Below are 18,115 nucleotides of genomic sequence, written 5' to 3'. Positions count from 1 at the left end.
TTGCCTTCCTTCTTAAACGGCTTGTGTTTCGTTGCGCGGCGCCTTCCGTTTGGCGCGGAACGGCGTTTGCACGACATCGGCGAGCGTTGCGGCGCGGAAGCTTGCTTCTCTCCGCTCTTGCGAGATCGGCGTGTAGAGCGTCGTCCGCTGCTGCGGGATTCTCCCCAACGAAGCGATCAATGCTTCCATTGCTTGAGGACCCAGTTCCTGACCATGCTGAGTCCCCGCGGCCCGCGAGATGCTTTCATTCATCAGCGTTCCGCCCAGGTCATTCACACCCGCCCGCAGAAGCCGCGTCACACCTTCGGTGCCCAGCTTGACCCAGGATGCCTGGATGTTTGGGATAAGAGGATGCAACACCAAGCGGGCGATCGAGTGCATCAACTGCACCTCCCTCCAGGTCGGCCCTCGTCGTGTCATCCCTCGCGAATAAAGCGGCGCTTCCATGTGAACAAACGGTAGGGGAACGAACTCGGTGAACCCGCCCGTACGCTCTTGCAGATCGCGAATGGCCAGCAAGTGACGCGCCCAGTGGATGGGGCGCTCAAGATGACCGAACATGATCGTCGAGGTGGTCCTGAGTCCCACCTCATGAGCCGTACCGACAATCTCGAGCCACTGCCGCTCACTGAGCTTGTCCGGGCAGATCTGAGCGCGAACTTCGTCGTCTAGGATTTCAGCGGCGGTGCCAGGCAACGAACCGAGGCCCGCGTCCCGAAGCTGCTCGAGAAACGCCCGAATCGACAGACCCAACGTCGCCGCCCCCTGCGACACCTCGAGAGGCGAGAAGGCGTGAACGTGCATTTCGGGAACGGCATCTTTCACCGCCTTTAGCAGCGACAAATAGGTCGCACCCGTGTAATGCGGGTTGATTCCGCCCTGCATACAAACCTCGGAAGCGCCCCTGTCCCACGCCTCCCGCGCGCGCCTGGCGACTTCCTCCAATGACAGGTCGTACGGCGTACCTCTGAACTGCTCGCTCAGCTTGCCTTTGGAGAAGGCACAAAAACCGCACTTAAATGTGCAGACGTTCGTGTAGTTGATATTGCGGTTCACGACATAGCGAACAACGTCGCCGCAGACCTTCTGCCGTAGATCATCCGCAGCAACCGAAATTGCCTCGACGTCGCCGCCCCGGGCTTCGAAAAGGTCGGCAATCTCGCGCTCAGACAGCCGAACCCCGGATAACGAACGGGCAATCAGGCGCTCCACCGAACTGGTGGACCTGCCCCCCTGCATTTTGGGTATCGAGATACCCGACAGTCCCGGAGCCCAGTCGTCGTCGCGCACGAAACCTGAGGCATCTGAAAACCTTAGGACTTGGGTGCGCAGCGCCGGCTCGGAACTAAGCCATTTGTCGGCGTTTTGCGCAAAATCGGGATAGATCGCCAGGCGCGCCACAAGATTGAGACCTGCTCCCGCCGTCGCAGTCTCCAATCGATTTAGATCGGGCCATGGCGCCTCAGGATTTACGTGATCGGGCGTCACAGGCGATACTCCGCCCCAATCATTGATGCCAGCCTGCAGCAGCATCGAGAACCGATCGTAACTCAGGTTCGGCGGCACCTGAATGTTCATCTTCGCGCCGAAAATGATTCTTGCAACCGCGGCGGTCCACAGCAGCTCGTCCATCCCCGGCTCTTCGTTCGAAGCCATTCGCGTGTCGGGCTTCGACCTGAAGTTCTGGATGATGATCTCCTGGAGGTGACCGTACTGCCAATGCAGGCGATGTAACGCCAATAGAGACGCAACCCGCTCCCGCCGCGTCTCGCCAATTCCGATCAGAATCCCGCTGGTAAACGGAATGCCTAAGCGCCCCGCCGATGCAATCATCGCCAGACGGACCTCCGGAACCTTGTCTGGAGAACCATAGTGGGGACCGCCCTTCTCACAAAGACGATCAGAAACGCTTTCGAGCATGATCCCTTGCGAAACGCTCACAGCACGCAGCTGAGCCATCTCCGCTTCTGTCATCACACCCGCGTTGACGTGCGGAAGCAGACCCGTCTCCTTCATAACAAGGCTGCACATCGCTGTGAGGTATTCTACGGTGGAAGAGTACCCCAACTCGGCAAGAGCGACCCTTGCCGCCTCGTACCGAAGTTCTGGCTTGTCGCCGAGGGTGAACAGGGCTTCGTGGCAGCCAGCATCCACGCCGCTTTTGGCAATCGAAAGCACCTCTTCGGGCGAAAGGAACGCCGACTTGAGTTTGCTGGGTACGGTAGCAAACGTACAATACGCGCAAGTATCCCGGCAAAGACGGGTCAGCGGGATAAAAACCTTCCTGGAGTAGCTGACGACCCGACCATGCCCTTCTTCTCTCAGGGCCCTTGCCTGTGACAGAAGTTGCGCCAGCGGCGTTGCTTCAAACTTCGCGAGAAGAACGTCGGCCTGCTCGTAGATCGATTGATGCGGCTCGTCCTGAACCTGAAGCATCACGGAGCCAGCGCGATCCTGCCCTCTCACATCAGCCGATTCACTGAGCTCTCGGTTGAACGTCATGCGAACAACTCATCCTCGTTTGAGACAACCGCGCCCACCTCGGGTCTGCAGTCCGAGGTCGACGCTCGATGCACCTATCTAAAGGCGCAATGCCGAGTCATGTCAAAGTCAATAGACGCGCCGCGTATATGTTTAAGCTATACTCGCCCGGCACTTTCTTAATGGCCCCGCACACTGAATTGTGGAAGCGTCGCGCTATCCCAACTCCCTAATGCCGCATGGTCGTTTGGCGGCGTTGATAGGGACTTCGAGGTCGGAGGGTACTGTGCGCCTCATTGCTATATTTCCTATCTTAAGCCTGATGCTTGCAGGCACCACCGCGGTCCTTTGTCAAGAGGGACCCCTTCGCGCCGGCATCGACGGCACGTTCGCACCACATGCAATGCCGAAAGTCGACGGCACGCTCGACGGCTTTAACGTAGATCTCGTCAAAGAGATTGAAAAGCAGCTCGGAACGAAAATTCAGCTCGACTCCGTTCAATTCTCGGGACTCGTCCCCGGCCTCCAGTCGGGGGTCTACGATTTCCTCGCAGCGCCGGTCTCGGCGAACGCGGAACGCGCAAGTAATCTCCTGTTCACCGAGGGTTACATCAACACGGACTTTCAGCTCATCGTTCCCAAGAGTGGCCTTGCGTTAGAGCGGCTCGACGACCTCAAGAACAAGACGATAGCGGTAAACAAGGGCTCGACCTACGATCAATGGGCGCGAGGTCAGGCCTCTACCGTCGGCTGGAAGATCGAGTCGTTTGGAACCAGCGTTGACGCAATTCAAGCCATCCTTTCGGGAAAAGCGGTCGCGATGCTCACCGGCAGCACGGCCGCCGCCTGGATCGTCAAACAAAACCCGGCGGTGACCCTTTCGCTAAAGACTTCAACAGGCCTGGTATTTGCAATTCCGGTGAAGAAGGACAACCTCCGCCTCCGCGAAAGATTGGATTTGGCCATTGAATGCTTGAAGCAGGCAGGAATCATCGCCCAGCTTCATCAAAAATGGTTCGGCATTCCGCCCGACCCCGACTCAGCGAGCGTCACAATCTACCCAGGCCTGGGAGTGCCGGACGTCGCCGGTTACGATCCGACACCTCATCCAGCCCCTGCGTGCAAGCCGAAAACATGAACCTTATGCAATCGATGTCTCGCAGGCCTGATATTGCAAATCCATGCTCTTCGCCTGGACACCCAATTCTCGAGATGAGAGCGATCAAGAAGTCATTCGCCGGGGTCCAGGTTCTGAAAGGGGTTGATCTCACCGTAGCGCCGCAGGAGCTCGTCTTTATTGTCGGTCCTTCCGGCTCGGGAAAGAGTACTCTCCTGAGATGCATTAACCGTCTTGAAGACCCCGATAGTGGTTCGATCACCGTGGACGGCGTGAACATCCTGGACGCCAGGACTGACCTCAATCAAGTCCGCCGCACAATTGGCATGGTCTTCCAATCGTTCAATCTTTACCCTCACATGACCGCCATCGGCAATGTCGAGTTGGCCTTGCGCCTCGTTCTCAAGCACGACCGACGGACCGCCAATGCGATTGCGCTGTCCGCGTTGAACGAAGTCGGACTCAGACACAAGGCCAAAGCATACCCTTCGGAACTCTCGGGAGGACAGCAGCAACGAGTTGCAATTGCGCGCGCAATCGCGCTTGAGCCGAAACTCATGCTCTTCGACGAACCAACGTCCGCACTAGATCCCAGCTTGGTCGACTCCGTGCTCAATGTGCTGCGCGACTTGCGCGGCCTTGGGATGACAATGGTCGTGGTAAGCCATGAGATGCGATTCGCGAGAGAAGCGGCGGATCGCATCATCTTGATGCGAGACGGCGTAATCGAAGAGCAGGGCACGGCGGAGCACATTTTCAGCTCGCGCGCGCGCCCTGAGACCCAGGCCTTTGTCTCCCGCTCAAGCATCGAATAGGGCGCGACTTTGGGCACAACCAACCAGTTCATCGACACGTTCTTTCGGTCGGACCTCGTTGCCCGTTACTTCGACGATATTGCGCGGGCAACATTAGTGACAATCGAGGTCGCGGCCTGCGTCATCGTGACTGGCGTTGGCTTGGGCCTCCTGCTTGCGATTATTCGATCCTACAAGATACGAGCGATCAACTTCGTCATCGTCGCCTTTAGCGACATTTGCCGGTCTCTTCCTCCGCTGGTTCTGATTCTGTTGACCTATTTTGGCTTACCTGGCCTCGGCATCGATCTGTCCAATTTCTCCGTACTTTGGATCGTGCTAAGTCTGGTGCTGGCCGCATTTGCGGAAGAGATCTTCTGGTCGGGAATCCTGTCGGTCCGCCGAGGACAGTGGGAAGCAGCAAGATCAACCGGCCTCGGATATTCGCCGACGCTACTCTTTGTCGTCCTACCTCAGGCCATTCGGATCACCGTACCTCCGCTTACCAACAGAACGATCGTTATCATCAAGAACACGGCTCTCGGCAGCGTCATCGGCGTCCCGGAAATTCTCAATGTCGCGAGCACGGCCGAGAGCTTTGTTGGAAACATCACCCCGCTAACGATGGGAGCGCTTGCCTACTTGGCACTGTTCATTCCGATCACGGTGCTCGGCCGCTGGATTGAAGCTCAGTTTTCCTGGACCCGCGCCTGATGAATCTGGCCCACCAGTATTTCGACTATCAGACAATGATCAACTCTCTTCCTATTCTCTGGAAGGGACTGAAGATGACATTGTTGATATGCGCGGCGGTCATCCCGCTTGGACTCCTTGGAGGCCTGGTTGTGGCCCTTGGACGACAAACACGCTTGACGGCCGTCAGAATTACGGTGATCGCGTTCATTGATCTATTCAGGGCACTTCCGCCGCTCTTCCTGCTCATCTTGTTGTACGCCGGGCTGCCCTTCATGGGCGTGCGGCTGTCCCCCTTTTCGTGTGTTTGCGTGGCCTTCCTGCTGAACACGTCCGCCTATTATGGCGAAGTTTACCGTGCGGGCCTCGAAAGCGTTGGGCGCGGGCAAAGAGAGGCGGCCCGGTCAACCGGACTATCTTACATGCAAACAATGCTATTTGTCGTTTTGCCCCAGGCAATCCGTAACGTGCTGCCCGACCTCGTCTCGAATACTGTCGAGGTCGTCAAGATGACGTCGCTCGCGAGCGTCGTGGCGCTACCCGAGCTGCTCTATTCTGCCGACATGGCCCGCGCCGCAACGCTCAACTCATCGCCGATCGTTCTCGCCGCCGCGATCTATCTTGCCATTCTGTGGCCGATCATCCGCCTTGCCAGCAGGCTTGAGCATCGGCTCGGCCACTAACAGGATTTCTCAGACCTCCCTCGCCCGTCAGATAACCGCGACTTATCGGGTCTGAGTATTTTGTATTCGCCAACGCCGCTGGCTCACATCAAGTTCTGCCCAGTCTCGCAGGCTATCAGCTTGCAATTGAGGATGGCGACATGAGCACGGCCTTTGAAACGATCATCTATAGCGTCGAAGATGCGATAGCAGAGATTCGTTTGAACCGACCGCATCGCCTGAATGCCGTCACTCAGCAGTTATATGACGAGCTCAACCAAGCTTTGGACCATGCGCAGGCTGATCGCCAGGTCCGCGTCGTCATCATAACGGGCGAGGGTCGCGCTTTTTGCGTCGGGGCGGACCTCAAGGAACACAAGCAGGGCCGGACCGCGTTCGATCGCCGCCAGTACCTGCGGGGAGAGCAAGAGGTCTGCAAGAAGATTTATACGCTCGGGAAGCCCGTGATCTCAGCAGTTAACGGCTTCGCACTCGGCGCCGGAGCAGAAATTGCCATAGCGTCCGACTTCCTGGTCATGGCCGAGAGTGCCAGGATTGGCCTTCCCGAGATCAGCATCGGAAACTTCCTCGGCGGTGGCGTAACAACGCTGCTCCCCCGTCTGGTCGGCCTCAGCAAAGCTCGTGAGCTGGTCTTCCTGGGTGAGCGAATTGATGGCGCGGAAGCCACGCGCATTGGGCTTGCAACACGCTGCTTCCCCGATGACCAGTTCCTTGTGGACGCTCGCCGTTTTGCAAAGGAGATCGCGACGAAAGCGCCGTTCTCCATGGAGCTCGCGAAGAACCTGCTCAACTTTTCATCGGACGCCACGTTCGAGGCAGCCCTTATCGCCGAGCTGGAAGGCATGATGTTTTGTTCCACAACGGCGGATTGGCAGGAGGGCATCGACGCCTTCGCGGAGAAGCGTGCTCCGGTGTTCAAGGGAGTATGATACGTGCCGAGCCCTAATATCGTTGACGTGCTCTATCCGCGCTCGATCGCCGTCATCGGCGCGTCGAAAGACCCGACCAAGCGCGGCTTTCGATCGATCGAGCGCCTCATCAAGGACGGATACACCGGCACGATTTATCCGGTGAATCCGCGAGAGCCCGAAATTCTCGGACTTAAGTGCTACCGGAGCATTGACGACGTACCTGCGACGGTCGATCTGGCCCTGGTCTGCACGCCAGCGAAAACCCTTCCAGATCTGATGCAGCGCCTTTCCTCGCTGGGGGTCAAGGGAGCTGTTGTCCTCGCCGGCGGCTTCGCCGAGGCGGATGAGGAAGGCAAGGCCCTTCAAGACGAAATGGTCGCTATCGCTCGTCGTGGTGGAGTGCGCATTATCGGCCCCAATACGTCCGGGATATTCAACACCCACAACGCTTGTAACATTGTGGGCTTCTCCAACCTGCGGAAAGGCCACATCGGACTGCTGTCGCAATCCGGCAATATGGCTTTAGCGCTCGTTACCGAAGCTGAAGCTCAGGGCTCCGTCGGTCTTAGCACCTATATCGGGATTGGTAACGAATCCGACGTGAGATTCGACGAATACCTAGATTACTTCGCCCTCGATCCAAACACGCGCGTTTTGATCGTTTACGTCGAAGGAATCAAAGATGGCCCGCGCTTCTTGAGCGCGCTACGCCGGCTAACGGCGACTAAGCCTGTTGTCATCTACAAGTCGGGTCGATCCGAGGCTGGCCGCTCGTCCGCGAAGTCACATACCGGCGCTCTTGCAGGAAATTACTTCGTATCGCAGCAGGTGCTCAAGCAGGCAGGGGCAATCTTGGCCGAACGCTCGGACGAAATCCTCCCGATCGCCCAGGCACTCGAGTGTTCGCCCAGCCTCAGGGGCCGTCGGATCGCGGTCCTCGCCGACGGTGGAGGCCACGCAACCATCGCGGCCGACGCCTTAAGCCATCGGAATTTTTCGCTGGCAACACTGTCCGCTCAAACGACTGAGAAGCTCGCATCCATTCTGCCTCCGGCAGCTTCGCTTGGAAACCCCGTTGACGTAGCCGGTGGCACGGACGCGGATCCGTCCGTATTCGCCGCTTGTACGAAGGCATTGCTTGAAGACCCGAATGTGGATGGGCTCCTCATCACTGGGCTTTTTGGAGGGTACGCGGTTCGATTTGCGTCCTCGTTGTTAGAAATCGAGCTCGCAACGACAGACGCCATTGGAGAACTGGCAAAGCAAAGCGCCAAACCCGTTCTCATTCATAGCCTCTACTCCGCCCTTCAAAGCCACCAGAAGCCGCGTCCCCTTTCACGGATGCAGGAGATCGGCGTACCAGTCTACGCGTCGCTTGACCACGCCATACGAGCGCTGGAGGCTTTGGCCGAATTTGAAGAGGTGCGTCGTAAAGCATCGTCTCCCGCTTTCGACTTCGGCGTGAGACGTCAAGACGTCTTTGATACCGTCTTGGCGAACTGCCGTACTGAGAAACGAAAAATTGTTCTCGAACATGAAGGTCGAGCGATATTGGAAGCTGCAGGCGCTCCTGTGGCTCCCGCCTACATGGCACACAACGAGAAGGAAGCGGTCAACGCCTTTGAGATGCTCGGTTTACAACCTGTGGCGATGAAGGTCGTTTCAAAGGACATCGTGCACAAGACTGAAGCGGGCGGGGTCCAGTTGGCGATCGGGAGCGCTGGTGCTGTTCGTTCAGCGTACAACCTAATCCTGGATAATGCTCGAAAGTATTCTGCGGACGCCGCCGTTCAGGGTGTACTCGTAGCCGCGATGGCGCCCAAGGGCGGGCTCGAAGTTATCATCGGAGTTACGACCGATTCGACGTTTGGCAAAGTCGTGATGTTCGGCTTGGGCGGGACACTCGTCGAGACCTTACGCGACGTCGTATTCCGCTCGCTCCCGATCGACGAGGCAGACGCCTTCGGCATGCTGGAGGAGATTAAGGGTCGCGCCCTGCTTGATGGCGTCCGAGGCGCTGGTCCTGTCGATCGTCGGGCACTTGTCGACCTGATGCTTCGCGTTTCAGACCTCGCTATGTCCTATTCCGAGATAGAGGAAATCGATCTGAATCCGACGATCGTTTATCCAAAGGGCCTCAGCGTGATCGACGTCCGAATGATCTTAAATTAGCGCGGGCTCACGTAATTATTCGAAGGCCAATCGCTTAACCGGGGAAAGAGTAATGCACCCGCTTCTACCTGAAGAGTACGACGTGTCTGACGCATCATCAATGTCAGAAGGGACAATTCTCGGCCTGGCCGTTCTGGGAGTCCTCATCAATCTGGGGATGATCGTTGCGACGGTCATGCTCATGCCGGAGATGCAGAATTCATGTCGGGCGCAGCACGACTGCAAATCCCACGAGCCGGGGTTCGTAAAATACAATTGACGCGTCGCAAGCGACACATCGAGCGATCACGACGCAACTACGCGTTTGAGCTCCGTCGCGGCCCACGGGCCTGGTCATACACCGGGCGAATGGTCGTTCCTCCCTAGACTTAGCCGAGGCCTTCAATAGGCCTCGGCTCTTTTTTAAGTGCACGACGCGCCGGCTTGGAGATCGTTGCACCGGCGATGACCCGCGCAGAATCTCCGCTCGCGCTGAGCCGGACGTTGGTTGCTGTCGTTTGGTTTGCGGCGATAGTCTGGCATTGTTCCGACGCGAAATTCAGATCGAAACGCATGCTCCTGGCAGGTCGCCTCGCTGCTTTCGCAGATCTGCGATGCCCATGCTGCTTGCGGTTGGTTTCGGCGCCATGACGGCCGCCGAGTTTCGCACGATGCAGATAACCGTAGGAAAGTACGCGGCCTTATGTCCGTCGGCACCGGATTTAGGCCGTATGCCGGACACCCATCCGTCACCTCCCACGTGGAGAAATCCGATGTTATTGGGGCGCAGAGTAGCTATCGAGGATCCGTAGCTGTTCTTTGTCGAACGTGCCAATGTCTGGCTCAATCGGCTTAACGATTGTTGGAAAGAGAGGGAATTTGCTCGGAGCGGCGCCGGTCGTCTGCAATAATTGGATGAGCCGTTCCTGAGAGAACAGTGCAATACCAAATAAATTCAAGAGCCGTTGTTTGCTCTGCACCAAGGCATTTGCTTTCTTCAAGCAGTGGATGTCATCTGGCGCATACCAAAAAGCTTCCGAGTCTTTTTCAAACACCAGGGTTGCCCAGAGCAATGGACCGGACCTAGCATGCTTCTTCCATGCATCCTTCAAGGATGAACGGTCGCGCTTCAAGGGCGTTCGTTCCTCTTCGTCGGAAGCGGCCGAAACGAGGCCCCCTTCATCGATGAAGTAATAGGCTTTGCCTAGACTGGGCCGCTGCTCCTCAGGGCAGTGCATGAAGAACGAGACTATGTCAGTTATTCCCATCTGCTCATTGAATGCCTCCCAATATTGGCCAGCGGCTCTTCTATTCACGATGGAATCGCACAATCGGTCGAGAGTAAGTGGGATTGTCGGCATATTCCCTTTTGTTCGCTCGTGTAAGAAAGCGGTGGCCGCGGCCGTCGTTTGGGCGTCCAGGACGGCGTCTTGGTCATCGGGCCACCTCATCCACGCACAGAGTGTAAGAAGTCCGATCGCCCGCGCAAATAGGTACGGCTCGGGAGTATCCTCTAAGAGAAAACGAATGATTTCTTCCGGGTCGGTAGGTCCAAGTAACATCGCAATTTACTCGCGCAGCAAAGGGCTGAATGAGGTGTGTCGAGGGCTACTATATCCTATTCGGCGTGCGCGCGAGCTAAGATTCTCTGGGTGACTGCCATCAAGAACACAATGCGGCGCGACTGTGACGAGGAGTGCAATTAACGTAAACTAGGCGCCGCCGGCGAGCCCGGCAAGCCGCTACTGGTATTCGGTAGACAAAAAGTCGGATCAGATTCGCCGTTCAGGAGCCATTTCCATGCTGATGACAAGTCAACGAAGGCCGGTGATACGGACGATGCACGGATGGGCGATTGACGTGCTTCAGGACGCTGGCGCCATCCGCGAGTGCGAGGGGCACGGTTGGATGCAGGACCGCGCCGATCCGCATGCGTGGGAGCGAGCGTTCGATATCGCCCGTAAAGAGCCGCCAACAGGCGTCTCCCCTGATGCAGCGGCGGCCGAGGTTCGCGACGTGCTGAACTCGATCGGTGATACCTGCCCAGAATGCCCTCCTGATTAGAAGGACCGGCGCCGAGCGTGACAGAAACTAACCCTGCGCGCGCCGCAACGCGGCTCCCAATCGCTCCTTCTCTTTATCCCAGCGGGCTTTTTCGACTTGCGCTTTCTTCTCGATAGCCTCGGCCTCGGCCTGGATGGCGGCGGCCCGCTTCGCGTGCTCCTGCTTGGCCTTGTCCAACGCAGCCTGCGCCTTGTCGACCGCCTGCTGACGGCGTCCACGCTCCTTCTGCCTGGCGGCCTCTTCCTTCGCCCGTTCAAGCTCGCGGCTCCTCCGTTCCCGTTCGTAGTCGAAAGCGGCCTTTCGTTCCGCGGCCTTGTCGACGGGGCGAGAGGAAGGCTTCTTCGCCTTATGGCCTTTCGATTTGCGGGCGGCTTTCGTTGGTCCACCGCCGCCGAGATCGGTGGGTAGTTCGGCATGTTCGCTGAAAGGTCGGTCGGTTCCAACCGGGCGCCTGAGAACGACGCCAGGCTTTTCCATGGCCGCAACGATGACGTCCGGATCGTCGCTTTCCTTCGCCGCGCCCTGGTGGAAGAGATTGCTGTCGGCGCCCCACGCTTCCAGAGCCGCTTTCATCGACGGAGCGGCCATCGCCAGATCGAAGAAGCCCAGCGAGGTCTGGTAGGTCTTGAGTTTTCTCGCCATGAGACGCTTCCCCGCACCGCCCCCTGATCGCTGCCATGCGATCAGCCGTGCAGTCTACCTCGCGAGCAGAGAATTTCCAGAGCGGTCCGCCCAGGAATTTTCGACGCATCCGGCGTGTCGGAGCGAGCTTTCCATGAACCCGCTTAAGCCGACTTCCGCTGCGGTTTGGCCGGCAGCTTCCTTGCCGCGGCCTCCTTGGCCGGTTTCTTGCCGGCAATCGGCATCAGCATTTCCTTCTGCCCGGCCGCCGCCTTGCGCGCCTTCTTGGCTGGCTTTTTCGGCGCCTCTGTCGCTGCCGCCGCGCCTCGTCCGATGCTCTTGCGCAGCGCATCCATCAGGTCCACCACGTTCTCGCCGCGGGGGCGCGCTTTCGCGGTGATGGGTTTGCCGGCGCGCTTCTGGTTGATGAGATCGAGAAGGGCGGTTTCGTACTGGTCTTCGAACTTGTCCGGCTCGAAGTGGCCCGCCTTCTGGTTGACAATGTGCTTGGCGAGATCAAGCATGTCCTTGGTGACTTTGACGTCCTGAATATCGTCGAAATATTCGTCCGCAGAACGCACCTCGTAAGGATAGCGCAGCAGCGTCCCCATCAGGCCCTTGTCCATCGGCTCGAGGGCGATGATGTGCTCACGGTTGGTCAGCACCACCCGTCCGATGGCGACCTTGTTCATCTCACGGATCGTTTCGCGGACGACGGCGAAGGCGTCGTGGCCGACCTTTCCGTCCGGCACCAGGTAGTAAGGACGAATCAGATACCTCGGGTCGATCTCGCTGCGGTCGACGAACTCGTCGATTTCGATCGTCCGCGTCGATTCCAGCGCGACGTTCTCAAGCTCCTCCTTCGTCACCTCGATGAAGGTGTCGGTGTCGACCTTGTAGCCCTTGACGATGTCCTCGTTGGCGACCTCCTCGCCGGTGTCGGCGTCCACCTTGGCGTATTTGATGCGGTGGCCGGTCTTCCGGTTGAGCTGGTTGAAGGTGACTTTTTCGGATTCCGACGTGGCCGGATAGAGCGCTACCGGACAGGTGACGAGGGAAAGACGCAGAAAGCCTTTCCAGTTAGCGCGGGGGGCCATGACGGGGGGAACTCCACTACTGATGCTGGATTCAAGACGAATTGCCCGGCTTGGTTCCGACATCGCGACCTTTCCAACCCGATGATTTTTTCACGGAGCGGCTCGATCGGACTCGACTTTCGTTCTCTTTATGTTCTAATTCGGGATGACCGACCGACCCGCGAGCTGGCGCATGCCGACCCCGAAACAGATGGAAAAGCTCGCCGCTGAAGCCGGCCGCAGTCGGGCCCCCTCCGCTGCGGCTCCGGATGCGCCCCTCCCGGCCGAATACTGGGAATCGGTCCTTAAAGACCCTCGCGCCGATGCGACCGGAGCCCAGCTGCGGCAGCGGCGTCTTTCGGAAATCCAGCGCCACGTGCTGCGCATCTCCTGCCGTCGCTGCGAGCGCACCGTGGAAATCCAGACCACCGATGCAGTCCGATTGTATGGCGGCAACGCGGTCTGGAAGGACGTCGCGCAGCGGCTGCTCGACAACACCTGCCAGCAGCGCACCGGTAGACACGAAGAAGACGGGTGCTGGCCGGGATTTGACATGACCTAGCCTGCACCCCGAGTTTGGTCTGCGCTTGGATGTCCGAATGGCGCCAAAACACCACCCCACGCCGCTGTCAGGCGGAGACCGAAAGGCTCTGACGAAGGAATTGGGGAAAGCACGCGCGATGACCGGCATTCTGGCTGCGCAATCAGCTGAGATGCGAGCCAAGGGTGCTGCGCTGGTCCAGCAGGCCGACAGGTTGCTCTGCGAAAGCTGGAACGAGCGGATGTGGAGCGATGGCGAACCGATCGACCCCTCGCCAACCATTGACCAGGCTATTAACGGCGGCTTTCCCTGGCTGGAAATCCAGTGTTCACGGTGCAAGACCCCGAACGATGTCGATTTGGCAGCCCTCAAGCACCCGCCGACCACCTTCGTGCACGATCTTGCAAGCCGTCTGCGCTGCCGCAAGTGCGCCAAGGCCGGGCGGCGCCCCTCCGCGACCTTGCTCCAACTTGGTTGGCAGCCGCGTCACCCTCGAGGGGAGGTCTAGGTTGCGATCACGGCAGGAATCATTGACCGTCGTTTCTTCCAACCATGAACGGACGCCCAAGGTGCAGACGGCAACCGCCTACCTCGAAGCCCTCAATCCCGAGCAGCGGCGTGCGGTTGAGCACGGCCCCGCGGGAGGATTGGGGGCGCCGCCGCTACTGGTGATCGCAGGAGCGGGGTCCGGAAAGACCAACACCCTCGGCCATCGGGTCGCCCATCTGATCGTTCAGGGCGCCGACCCGCGCCGGATCCTGCTGATGACGTTTTCACGGCGTGCCGCGTCCGAGATGACCAAGCGGGTCGAACGCATCGCCCGCAAAGTATTGGGTGACAACGCCGGCGTCATGACGGACGCACTGACTTGGGCCGGGACCTACCACGGCATCGGCGCCCGGCTGCTGCGCGAATACGCCGAACAGATCGGCTTGGATCCAGCCTTTACGATCCATGACCGCGAAGACTCCGCCGACCTCATGAACCTGGTCAGGCATGAGAAAGGCTTCTCTAAGACCGAAAGCCGCTTCCCCACTAAAGGAACGTGTCTCTCGATCTATTCGCGCTGCGTCAATGCCGAGATGCCGATCGAGCAGGTCATCGGCACGTCGTACCCATGGTGCGCCGGATGGGCGGCGGAGCTGAAGGAGCTGTTCGCTGCCTACGTCGAGGCCAAGCAGAAGCAGAACGTTCTCGATTACGACGATCTCCTGCTCTACTGGGCGCAGATGGTCGGCGATGCCGGCCTGGCCGATGACATCGGCGGCCGCTTCGACCACGTCCTGGTCGACGAGTATCAGGACACCAACCGCCTGCAATCCTCGATCCTGCTGGCGCTCAAGCCCGGAGGCCGCGGCCTCACGGTCGTCGGCGACGACGCCCAATCGATCTACTCGTTCCGCGCCGCGACCGTGCGCAACATCCTCGACTTTCCCGACCAGTTCTCGCCGCCTGCGAACATTATCACGCTCGATCGCAATTATCGCTCGACGCAGACAATCCTCGCCGCCGCCAACGGCGTTATCGGTCTCGCCAAGGAGCGTTTTACCAAGAACCTCTGGACCGATCGGACGTCCGGAGCCAAGCCGCAACTCGTCACCGTCCGCGACGAGGCCGACCAGGCCCGCTTTATCGTCGAGCGCATCCTGGAGGACCGCGAGTCGGGTACGCTCCTCAAGGAGCAAGCCGTTCTGTTCCGGACGTCCAGCCACAGCGGTCCGCTTGAAATCGAGCTGACGCGCCGGAACATTCCGTTCGTGAAGTTCGGCGGACTGAAATTTCTCGACGCCGCCCACATCAAGGACATGCTGGCGTTGCTTCGGTTCGTCGAAAATCCGCGCGACAGGGTCGCAGGATTCCGTCTGCTGCACCTTCTGCCGGGCATCGGATCAGCGACAGCGCAGCGCGTGCTAGAACGCATGGCGGAAGCTGCCGACCCGATCGCCACGCTCGCCGGCATCCCGACGCCGCCGCGCGCCGGCGACGACTGGAAGGGTTTCGTCGAGACCTTGGGCAACCTCAGATATTCGGAATGGCCGGCCGATCTGGAGCGGGCTCGCTTGTGGTATGAACCACATCTCGATCGCATCCATGAAGACGCCGAGACCCGGCGGGCTGACTTGCTCCAGCTCGAGCAGATCGCTTCCGGATATCCTTCGCGCGAACGCTTCCTGACCGAACTTACGCTGGATCCACCCGACGCGACCAGCGACCAGGCCGGCGTGCCGCTGCTGGATGAAGACTACCTCATCCTGTCGACGATCCACTCCGCCAAAGGCCAGGAGTGGAAGTCGGTCTATCTACTCAATGTCGTCGATGGCTGCATGCCTTCCGATCTCGGCGCCGGCACCTCGGCCGAGATCGAGGAAGAACGTCGCCTTCTCTATGTCGCCATGACCCGCGCAAAGGACGACCTCCATCTAGTGGTGCCGCAGCGCTTCTTCGTCCATGGCCAGCACGCGCAGGGCGATCGTCATCTCTACGCCTCCAGGACGCGCTTCATTCCCGAAAAGCTGCTGGAACTGTTCGAGCGGACGGCCTGGCCGATTGTGCCTGCCGGTACTGTGGCGCGCACCCCCGGAAGGGCCGAAGGTGGATATAGGCGCCCGCATGCGGGGAATGTGGCGGTAGCCGGGAGATGCCGAAATGAGATTACTCACCGCAATGGTCGCCGCATTTGTTTGTTCGCCAGCAATAGCGGCGGACTACCTGGGAAAGGTTCTAGCCGTGTCGGACGGCGACACCTTCACCATGGAAGCCGATGGCGCCAAGGTACGCGTGAGGATCTGCGGAATCGACGCCCCCGAGCGCGGGCAAGCCGGCTACGGTCAGGCCGCCGGCGTGCTGTCGAGCATGATCGAGGGCAAGACGGTGCATTGCCTGCAAGTGGGTGAAGGCACCGTCTGCGACGGCCGGTCCCGACCTACCAGTCGGGACCGCATCGTGGCACAGTGCTTCCTCGACAAGGTCGACATAGCCGAACAGATGACCAGGTCCGGCACCGCGTGCGACTGGCCCAAATACTCCGGCGGCAGGTACAAGATCAGCGACACCACCTGCTCGCGCAAATAGGATTCGAGACCGTTCAAGAGCCGTTCGTGCGGCCGTCAAAACAGACGAGACCCCCGTGTGTAATCTCTACTCGATCACCACCAACCAGGCCGCCATCATCGCGCTGTTTCGGGTGATCAACCGGTACGTCGGCAATCTGGCGCCGATGCCCGGCGTGTTTCCCGACTACAAGGCACCGATCGTGCGCAACGGAGCCAGGGGACGCGAACTCGCCACGGCGCGGTGGGGCATGCCATCGTCCTCAAAGGCGTTGATGGACGCCACCAAAAAACGAGCCGAAAAGCTGCAGGCCAAGGGCAAGGCGGTCGATTTCAACGAATTGCTCCGGATGGAGCCGGACGGCGGCACGACCAACATCCGCAACGTGAAGAGCAAACACTGGACGAGATGGCTGGGAACCGAAAACCGCTGCGTGGTGCCGTTCAACTCGTTTAGCGAGTTCAACAAGGCCGAAGGCGGCGACATCTGGTTCGCGCTCGATGAGAGCCGCCCCCTCGCCTGCTTCGCCGGCATCTGGACCAACTGGACGTCCGTTCGGAAGGTCAAGGAGGGCGAGACGACCAACGATCTCTACGCGTTCCTCACGACAGAGCCGAACGCCGAGGTCGGCACCATCCACCCCAAGGCAATGCCTGTGATTCTGACGACGCCGGACGAAGTCGAGACCTGGATGACGGCTCCTGCGGACGAGGTCTTGAAGCTGCAGCGGCCGCTTTCGGACGGGTCGCTCAAAATCGTCGCCCGCGGCGTCAAGGAAGATCCGGCCGGGCAGACAACGTGACCGTCCAGGACGATGACGACCAGGCAGTTCCCCCGGGCCGCCAGCGCAAGATCATCCACGTCGACATGGACGCCTTCTACGCGTCCGTTGAGCAACGGGATAATCCGGATCTCCGCGGTAAGCCAGTCGCGGTCGGCGGATCCCAGGAGCGGGGCGTCGTAGCAGCCGCGAGTTACGAAGCCCGCAAGTTCGGGGTGCGGTCGGCCATGCCCTCGGTAACCGCCAAGCGGCAGTGTCCAGATCTGATCTTCGTGAAGCCGCGCTTCGAAGTCTACAAGGCGGTCTCGCAGCAAATCCGTGAGATCTTCGCAGAGCACACACCGATCATCGAGCCGCTGTCGCTGGACGAGGCCTACCTCGACGTGACCGAAAATCTGCAAAGCATTCCATTGGCGCGGGACGTGGCGTTCGCGATCCGTGCGAAGATCAAAGAAGTAACCGGCCTCGCCGCTTCGGCCGGCATCTCCTACAACAAGTTTCTGGCAAAGCTCGCCTCCGACCACCGCAAGCCGAACGGCCAGTACGTCATCACGCCGGAAATGGGACCGGCGTTCGTCGAAAACCTGCCGGTCAGCAAGTTTCATGGAATCGGACCGGCAACGAGCACCAAGATGAACGCTCTCGGCCTCTACACCGGCCTCGACATGCGCAACCAGTCGCTTGAATTCATGCAGGCCAACTTCGGGAAGGCCGGAAGCTACTACTACTGGATCTCGCGGGGCGTCGACAACCGTGAGGTCCGCGCCGACCGGATCCGCAAATCCGTCGGCGCCGAAAACACGTTCTCCACCGACCTCACTGACTTCGACGCTATGGTCGTCGAACTCCAACCGCTCATCGACAAGGTCTGGCGATATTGCGAAGGCGCCGGCAACCGGGGACGCACGGTGACGCTTAAAATAAAATTTAACGACTTCGAGATTATCACGCGCAGCAAATCTGTCCCGGTCGCGGTTTCGAGCCGAAGCGACCTGGAACGCCTATCGGTCGCTTTGCTGCAGATGCCGGTCCCCAAGCCGGTCCGGCTTTTAGGTGTCTCGGTTTCTTCGCTACAGGGCGAAGTACAGGCGGAGCCTCAATTCAGCCTGCCGCTTTGATGGGACCATGGATCGGCTTGGTCGAAAGCTATT

Annotated in this window: 18 protein-coding genes and 1 pseudogene; 14 read left to right on the top strand and 5 right to left on the bottom strand. The window is 59.4% G+C overall.

Annotated features, from left to right (window positions below; all coding sequences use genetic code 11):
* Positions 1 to 12 precede the first annotated feature (12 nt).
* Positions 13 to 2,502, bottom strand: coding sequence for a 5-amino-6-(D-ribitylamino)uracil--L-tyrosine 4-hydroxyphenyl transferase CofH (gene cofH / locus JQ611_RS06620; RefSeq protein ID WP_249132980.1), 2,490 nt, complete (start codon positions 2,500 to 2,502; stop codon positions 13 to 15).
* Between the two features lie 265 nt (positions 2,503 to 2,767).
* Here cofH and JQ611_RS06615 point away from each other — a divergent pair, with 265 nt between their 5' ends.
* The 7 genes from JQ611_RS06615 (at position 2,768) to JQ611_RS06585 (ending at position 9,110) form a co-directional block, all read left to right on the top strand.
* Entirely contained in the window at positions 2,768 to 3,619 is an 852-nt protein-coding gene (locus JQ611_RS06615; RefSeq protein ID WP_212464891.1) for a transporter substrate-binding domain-containing protein, read from the top strand.
* Positions 3,620 to 3,684: 65 nt separating this feature from the next.
* The gene (locus tag JQ611_RS06610) at positions 3,685 to 4,413 is read left to right on the top strand and encodes an amino acid ABC transporter ATP-binding protein (RefSeq protein ID WP_212465030.1); all 729 of its coding nucleotides are present in this window, start codon (positions 3,685 to 3,687) and stop codon (positions 4,411 to 4,413) included.
* 9 nt (positions 4,414 to 4,422) lie between these two features.
* Positions 4,423 to 5,106 (top strand): amino acid ABC transporter permease, encoded by a 684-nt coding sequence (locus JQ611_RS06605; RefSeq protein WP_249132978.1) that lies wholly within the window; start codon positions 4,423 to 4,425, stop codon positions 5,104 to 5,106.
* Complete coding sequence (locus tag JQ611_RS06600; protein ID WP_212464890.1) at positions 5,106 to 5,768, top strand: amino acid ABC transporter permease; 663 nt, start codon at positions 5,106 to 5,108, stop codon at positions 5,766 to 5,768. The genes JQ611_RS06605 and JQ611_RS06600 overlap by 1 nt, the downstream gene beginning before the upstream one ends.
* A 140-nt stretch (positions 5,769 to 5,908) precedes the next feature.
* The gene (locus JQ611_RS06595; RefSeq protein ID WP_212464889.1) at positions 5,909 to 6,697 is read left to right on the top strand and encodes an enoyl-CoA hydratase/isomerase family protein; all 789 of its coding nucleotides are present in this window, start codon (positions 5,909 to 5,911) and stop codon (positions 6,695 to 6,697) included.
* 3 nt (positions 6,698 to 6,700) lie between these two features.
* Positions 6,701 to 8,851, top strand: coding sequence for an acetate--CoA ligase family protein (locus tag JQ611_RS42670; protein WP_212464888.1), 2,151 nt, complete (start codon positions 6,701 to 6,703; stop codon positions 8,849 to 8,851).
* A 52-nt stretch (positions 8,852 to 8,903) separates the two neighbouring features.
* Entirely contained in the window at positions 8,904 to 9,110 is a 207-nt protein-coding gene (locus JQ611_RS06585; protein ID WP_212464887.1) for a hypothetical protein, read from the top strand.
* Between the two features lie 109 nt (positions 9,111 to 9,219).
* Here JQ611_RS06585 and JQ611_RS06580 read toward each other — a convergent pair whose 3' ends face one another.
* Both JQ611_RS06580 and JQ611_RS06575 read right to left on the bottom strand, forming a co-directional pair.
* The gene (locus tag JQ611_RS06580) at positions 9,220 to 9,405 is read right to left on the bottom strand and encodes a hypothetical protein (protein WP_212464886.1); all 186 of its coding nucleotides are present in this window, start codon (positions 9,403 to 9,405) and stop codon (positions 9,220 to 9,222) included.
* A gap of 201 nt (positions 9,406 to 9,606) precedes the next feature.
* Positions 9,607 to 10,392, bottom strand: a complete 786-nt coding sequence (locus tag JQ611_RS06575; protein ID WP_212464885.1) for a hypothetical protein — start codon at positions 10,390 to 10,392, stop codon at positions 9,607 to 9,609.
* A gap of 238 nt (positions 10,393 to 10,630) precedes the next feature.
* On the opposite strand from JQ611_RS06575, the gene JQ611_RS06570 reads away from it, so the two are divergent.
* Complete coding sequence (locus tag JQ611_RS06570) at positions 10,631 to 10,894, top strand: hypothetical protein (RefSeq protein ID WP_212464884.1); 264 nt, start codon at positions 10,631 to 10,633, stop codon at positions 10,892 to 10,894.
* A gap of 27 nt (positions 10,895 to 10,921) precedes the next feature.
* On the opposite strand, the gene JQ611_RS06565 is transcribed toward JQ611_RS06570, so the two are convergent.
* Together JQ611_RS06565 and JQ611_RS06560 are read right to left on the bottom strand one after the other, a co-directional pair.
* Positions 10,922 to 11,536: a cell envelope biogenesis protein TolA gene (locus JQ611_RS06565; RefSeq protein WP_212464883.1), complete on the bottom strand. Its 615-nt coding sequence runs from the start codon at positions 11,534 to 11,536 to the stop codon at positions 10,922 to 10,924.
* A gap of 143 nt (positions 11,537 to 11,679) precedes the next feature.
* Positions 11,680 to 12,612 (bottom strand): Ku protein, encoded by a 933-nt coding sequence (locus JQ611_RS06560; protein ID WP_212464882.1) that lies wholly within the window; start codon positions 12,610 to 12,612, stop codon positions 11,680 to 11,682.
* A 145-nt stretch (positions 12,613 to 12,757) separates the two neighbouring features.
* Between JQ611_RS06560 and JQ611_RS06555 the strand changes: the two genes are divergently transcribed.
* The 6 genes and pseudogenes from JQ611_RS06555 to dinB all read left to right on the top strand — a co-directional run bounded on the left by JQ611_RS06555 (position 12,758) and on the right by dinB (position 18,082).
* A complete protein-coding gene (locus JQ611_RS06555) occupies positions 12,758 to 13,153 on the top strand; it encodes a hypothetical protein (RefSeq protein ID WP_212464881.1) in 396 nt (131 codons plus the stop codon).
* A gap of 37 nt (positions 13,154 to 13,190) precedes the next feature.
* On the top strand, positions 13,191 to 13,640 hold the full coding sequence (locus tag JQ611_RS06550) for a hypothetical protein (protein WP_212464880.1): 450 nt from the start codon (positions 13,191 to 13,193) through the stop codon (positions 13,638 to 13,640).
* Positions 13,641 to 13,701: 61 nt separating this feature from the next.
* Positions 13,702 to 15,763, top strand: a pseudogene (locus tag JQ611_RS06545) (ATP-dependent helicase).
* A gap of 15 nt (positions 15,764 to 15,778) precedes the next feature.
* Complete coding sequence (locus JQ611_RS06540) at positions 15,779 to 16,204, top strand: thermonuclease family protein (protein WP_212464879.1); 426 nt, start codon at positions 15,779 to 15,781, stop codon at positions 16,202 to 16,204.
* A 55-nt stretch (positions 16,205 to 16,259) separates the two neighbouring features.
* Positions 16,260 to 16,985, top strand: coding sequence for an SOS response-associated peptidase (locus tag JQ611_RS06535; protein WP_212464878.1), 726 nt, complete (start codon positions 16,260 to 16,262; stop codon positions 16,983 to 16,985).
* On the top strand, positions 16,982 to 18,082 hold the full coding sequence (dinB, locus tag JQ611_RS06530) for a DNA polymerase IV (protein WP_212464877.1): 1,101 nt from the start codon (positions 16,982 to 16,984) through the stop codon (positions 18,080 to 18,082). The genes JQ611_RS06535 and dinB overlap by 4 nt, the downstream gene beginning before the upstream one ends.
* The last annotated feature ends 33 nt before the right edge of the window (positions 18,083 to 18,115 follow it).

The organism is Bradyrhizobium sp. AUGA SZCCT0182 (assembly GCF_018130185.1).
Taxonomy (GTDB): domain Bacteria; phylum Pseudomonadota; class Alphaproteobacteria; order Rhizobiales; family Xanthobacteraceae; genus Bradyrhizobium.
The sequence above is the reverse complement of the archived record's forward strand: the minus strand, read 5'-3'. Positions and strand labels throughout refer to the sequence as shown.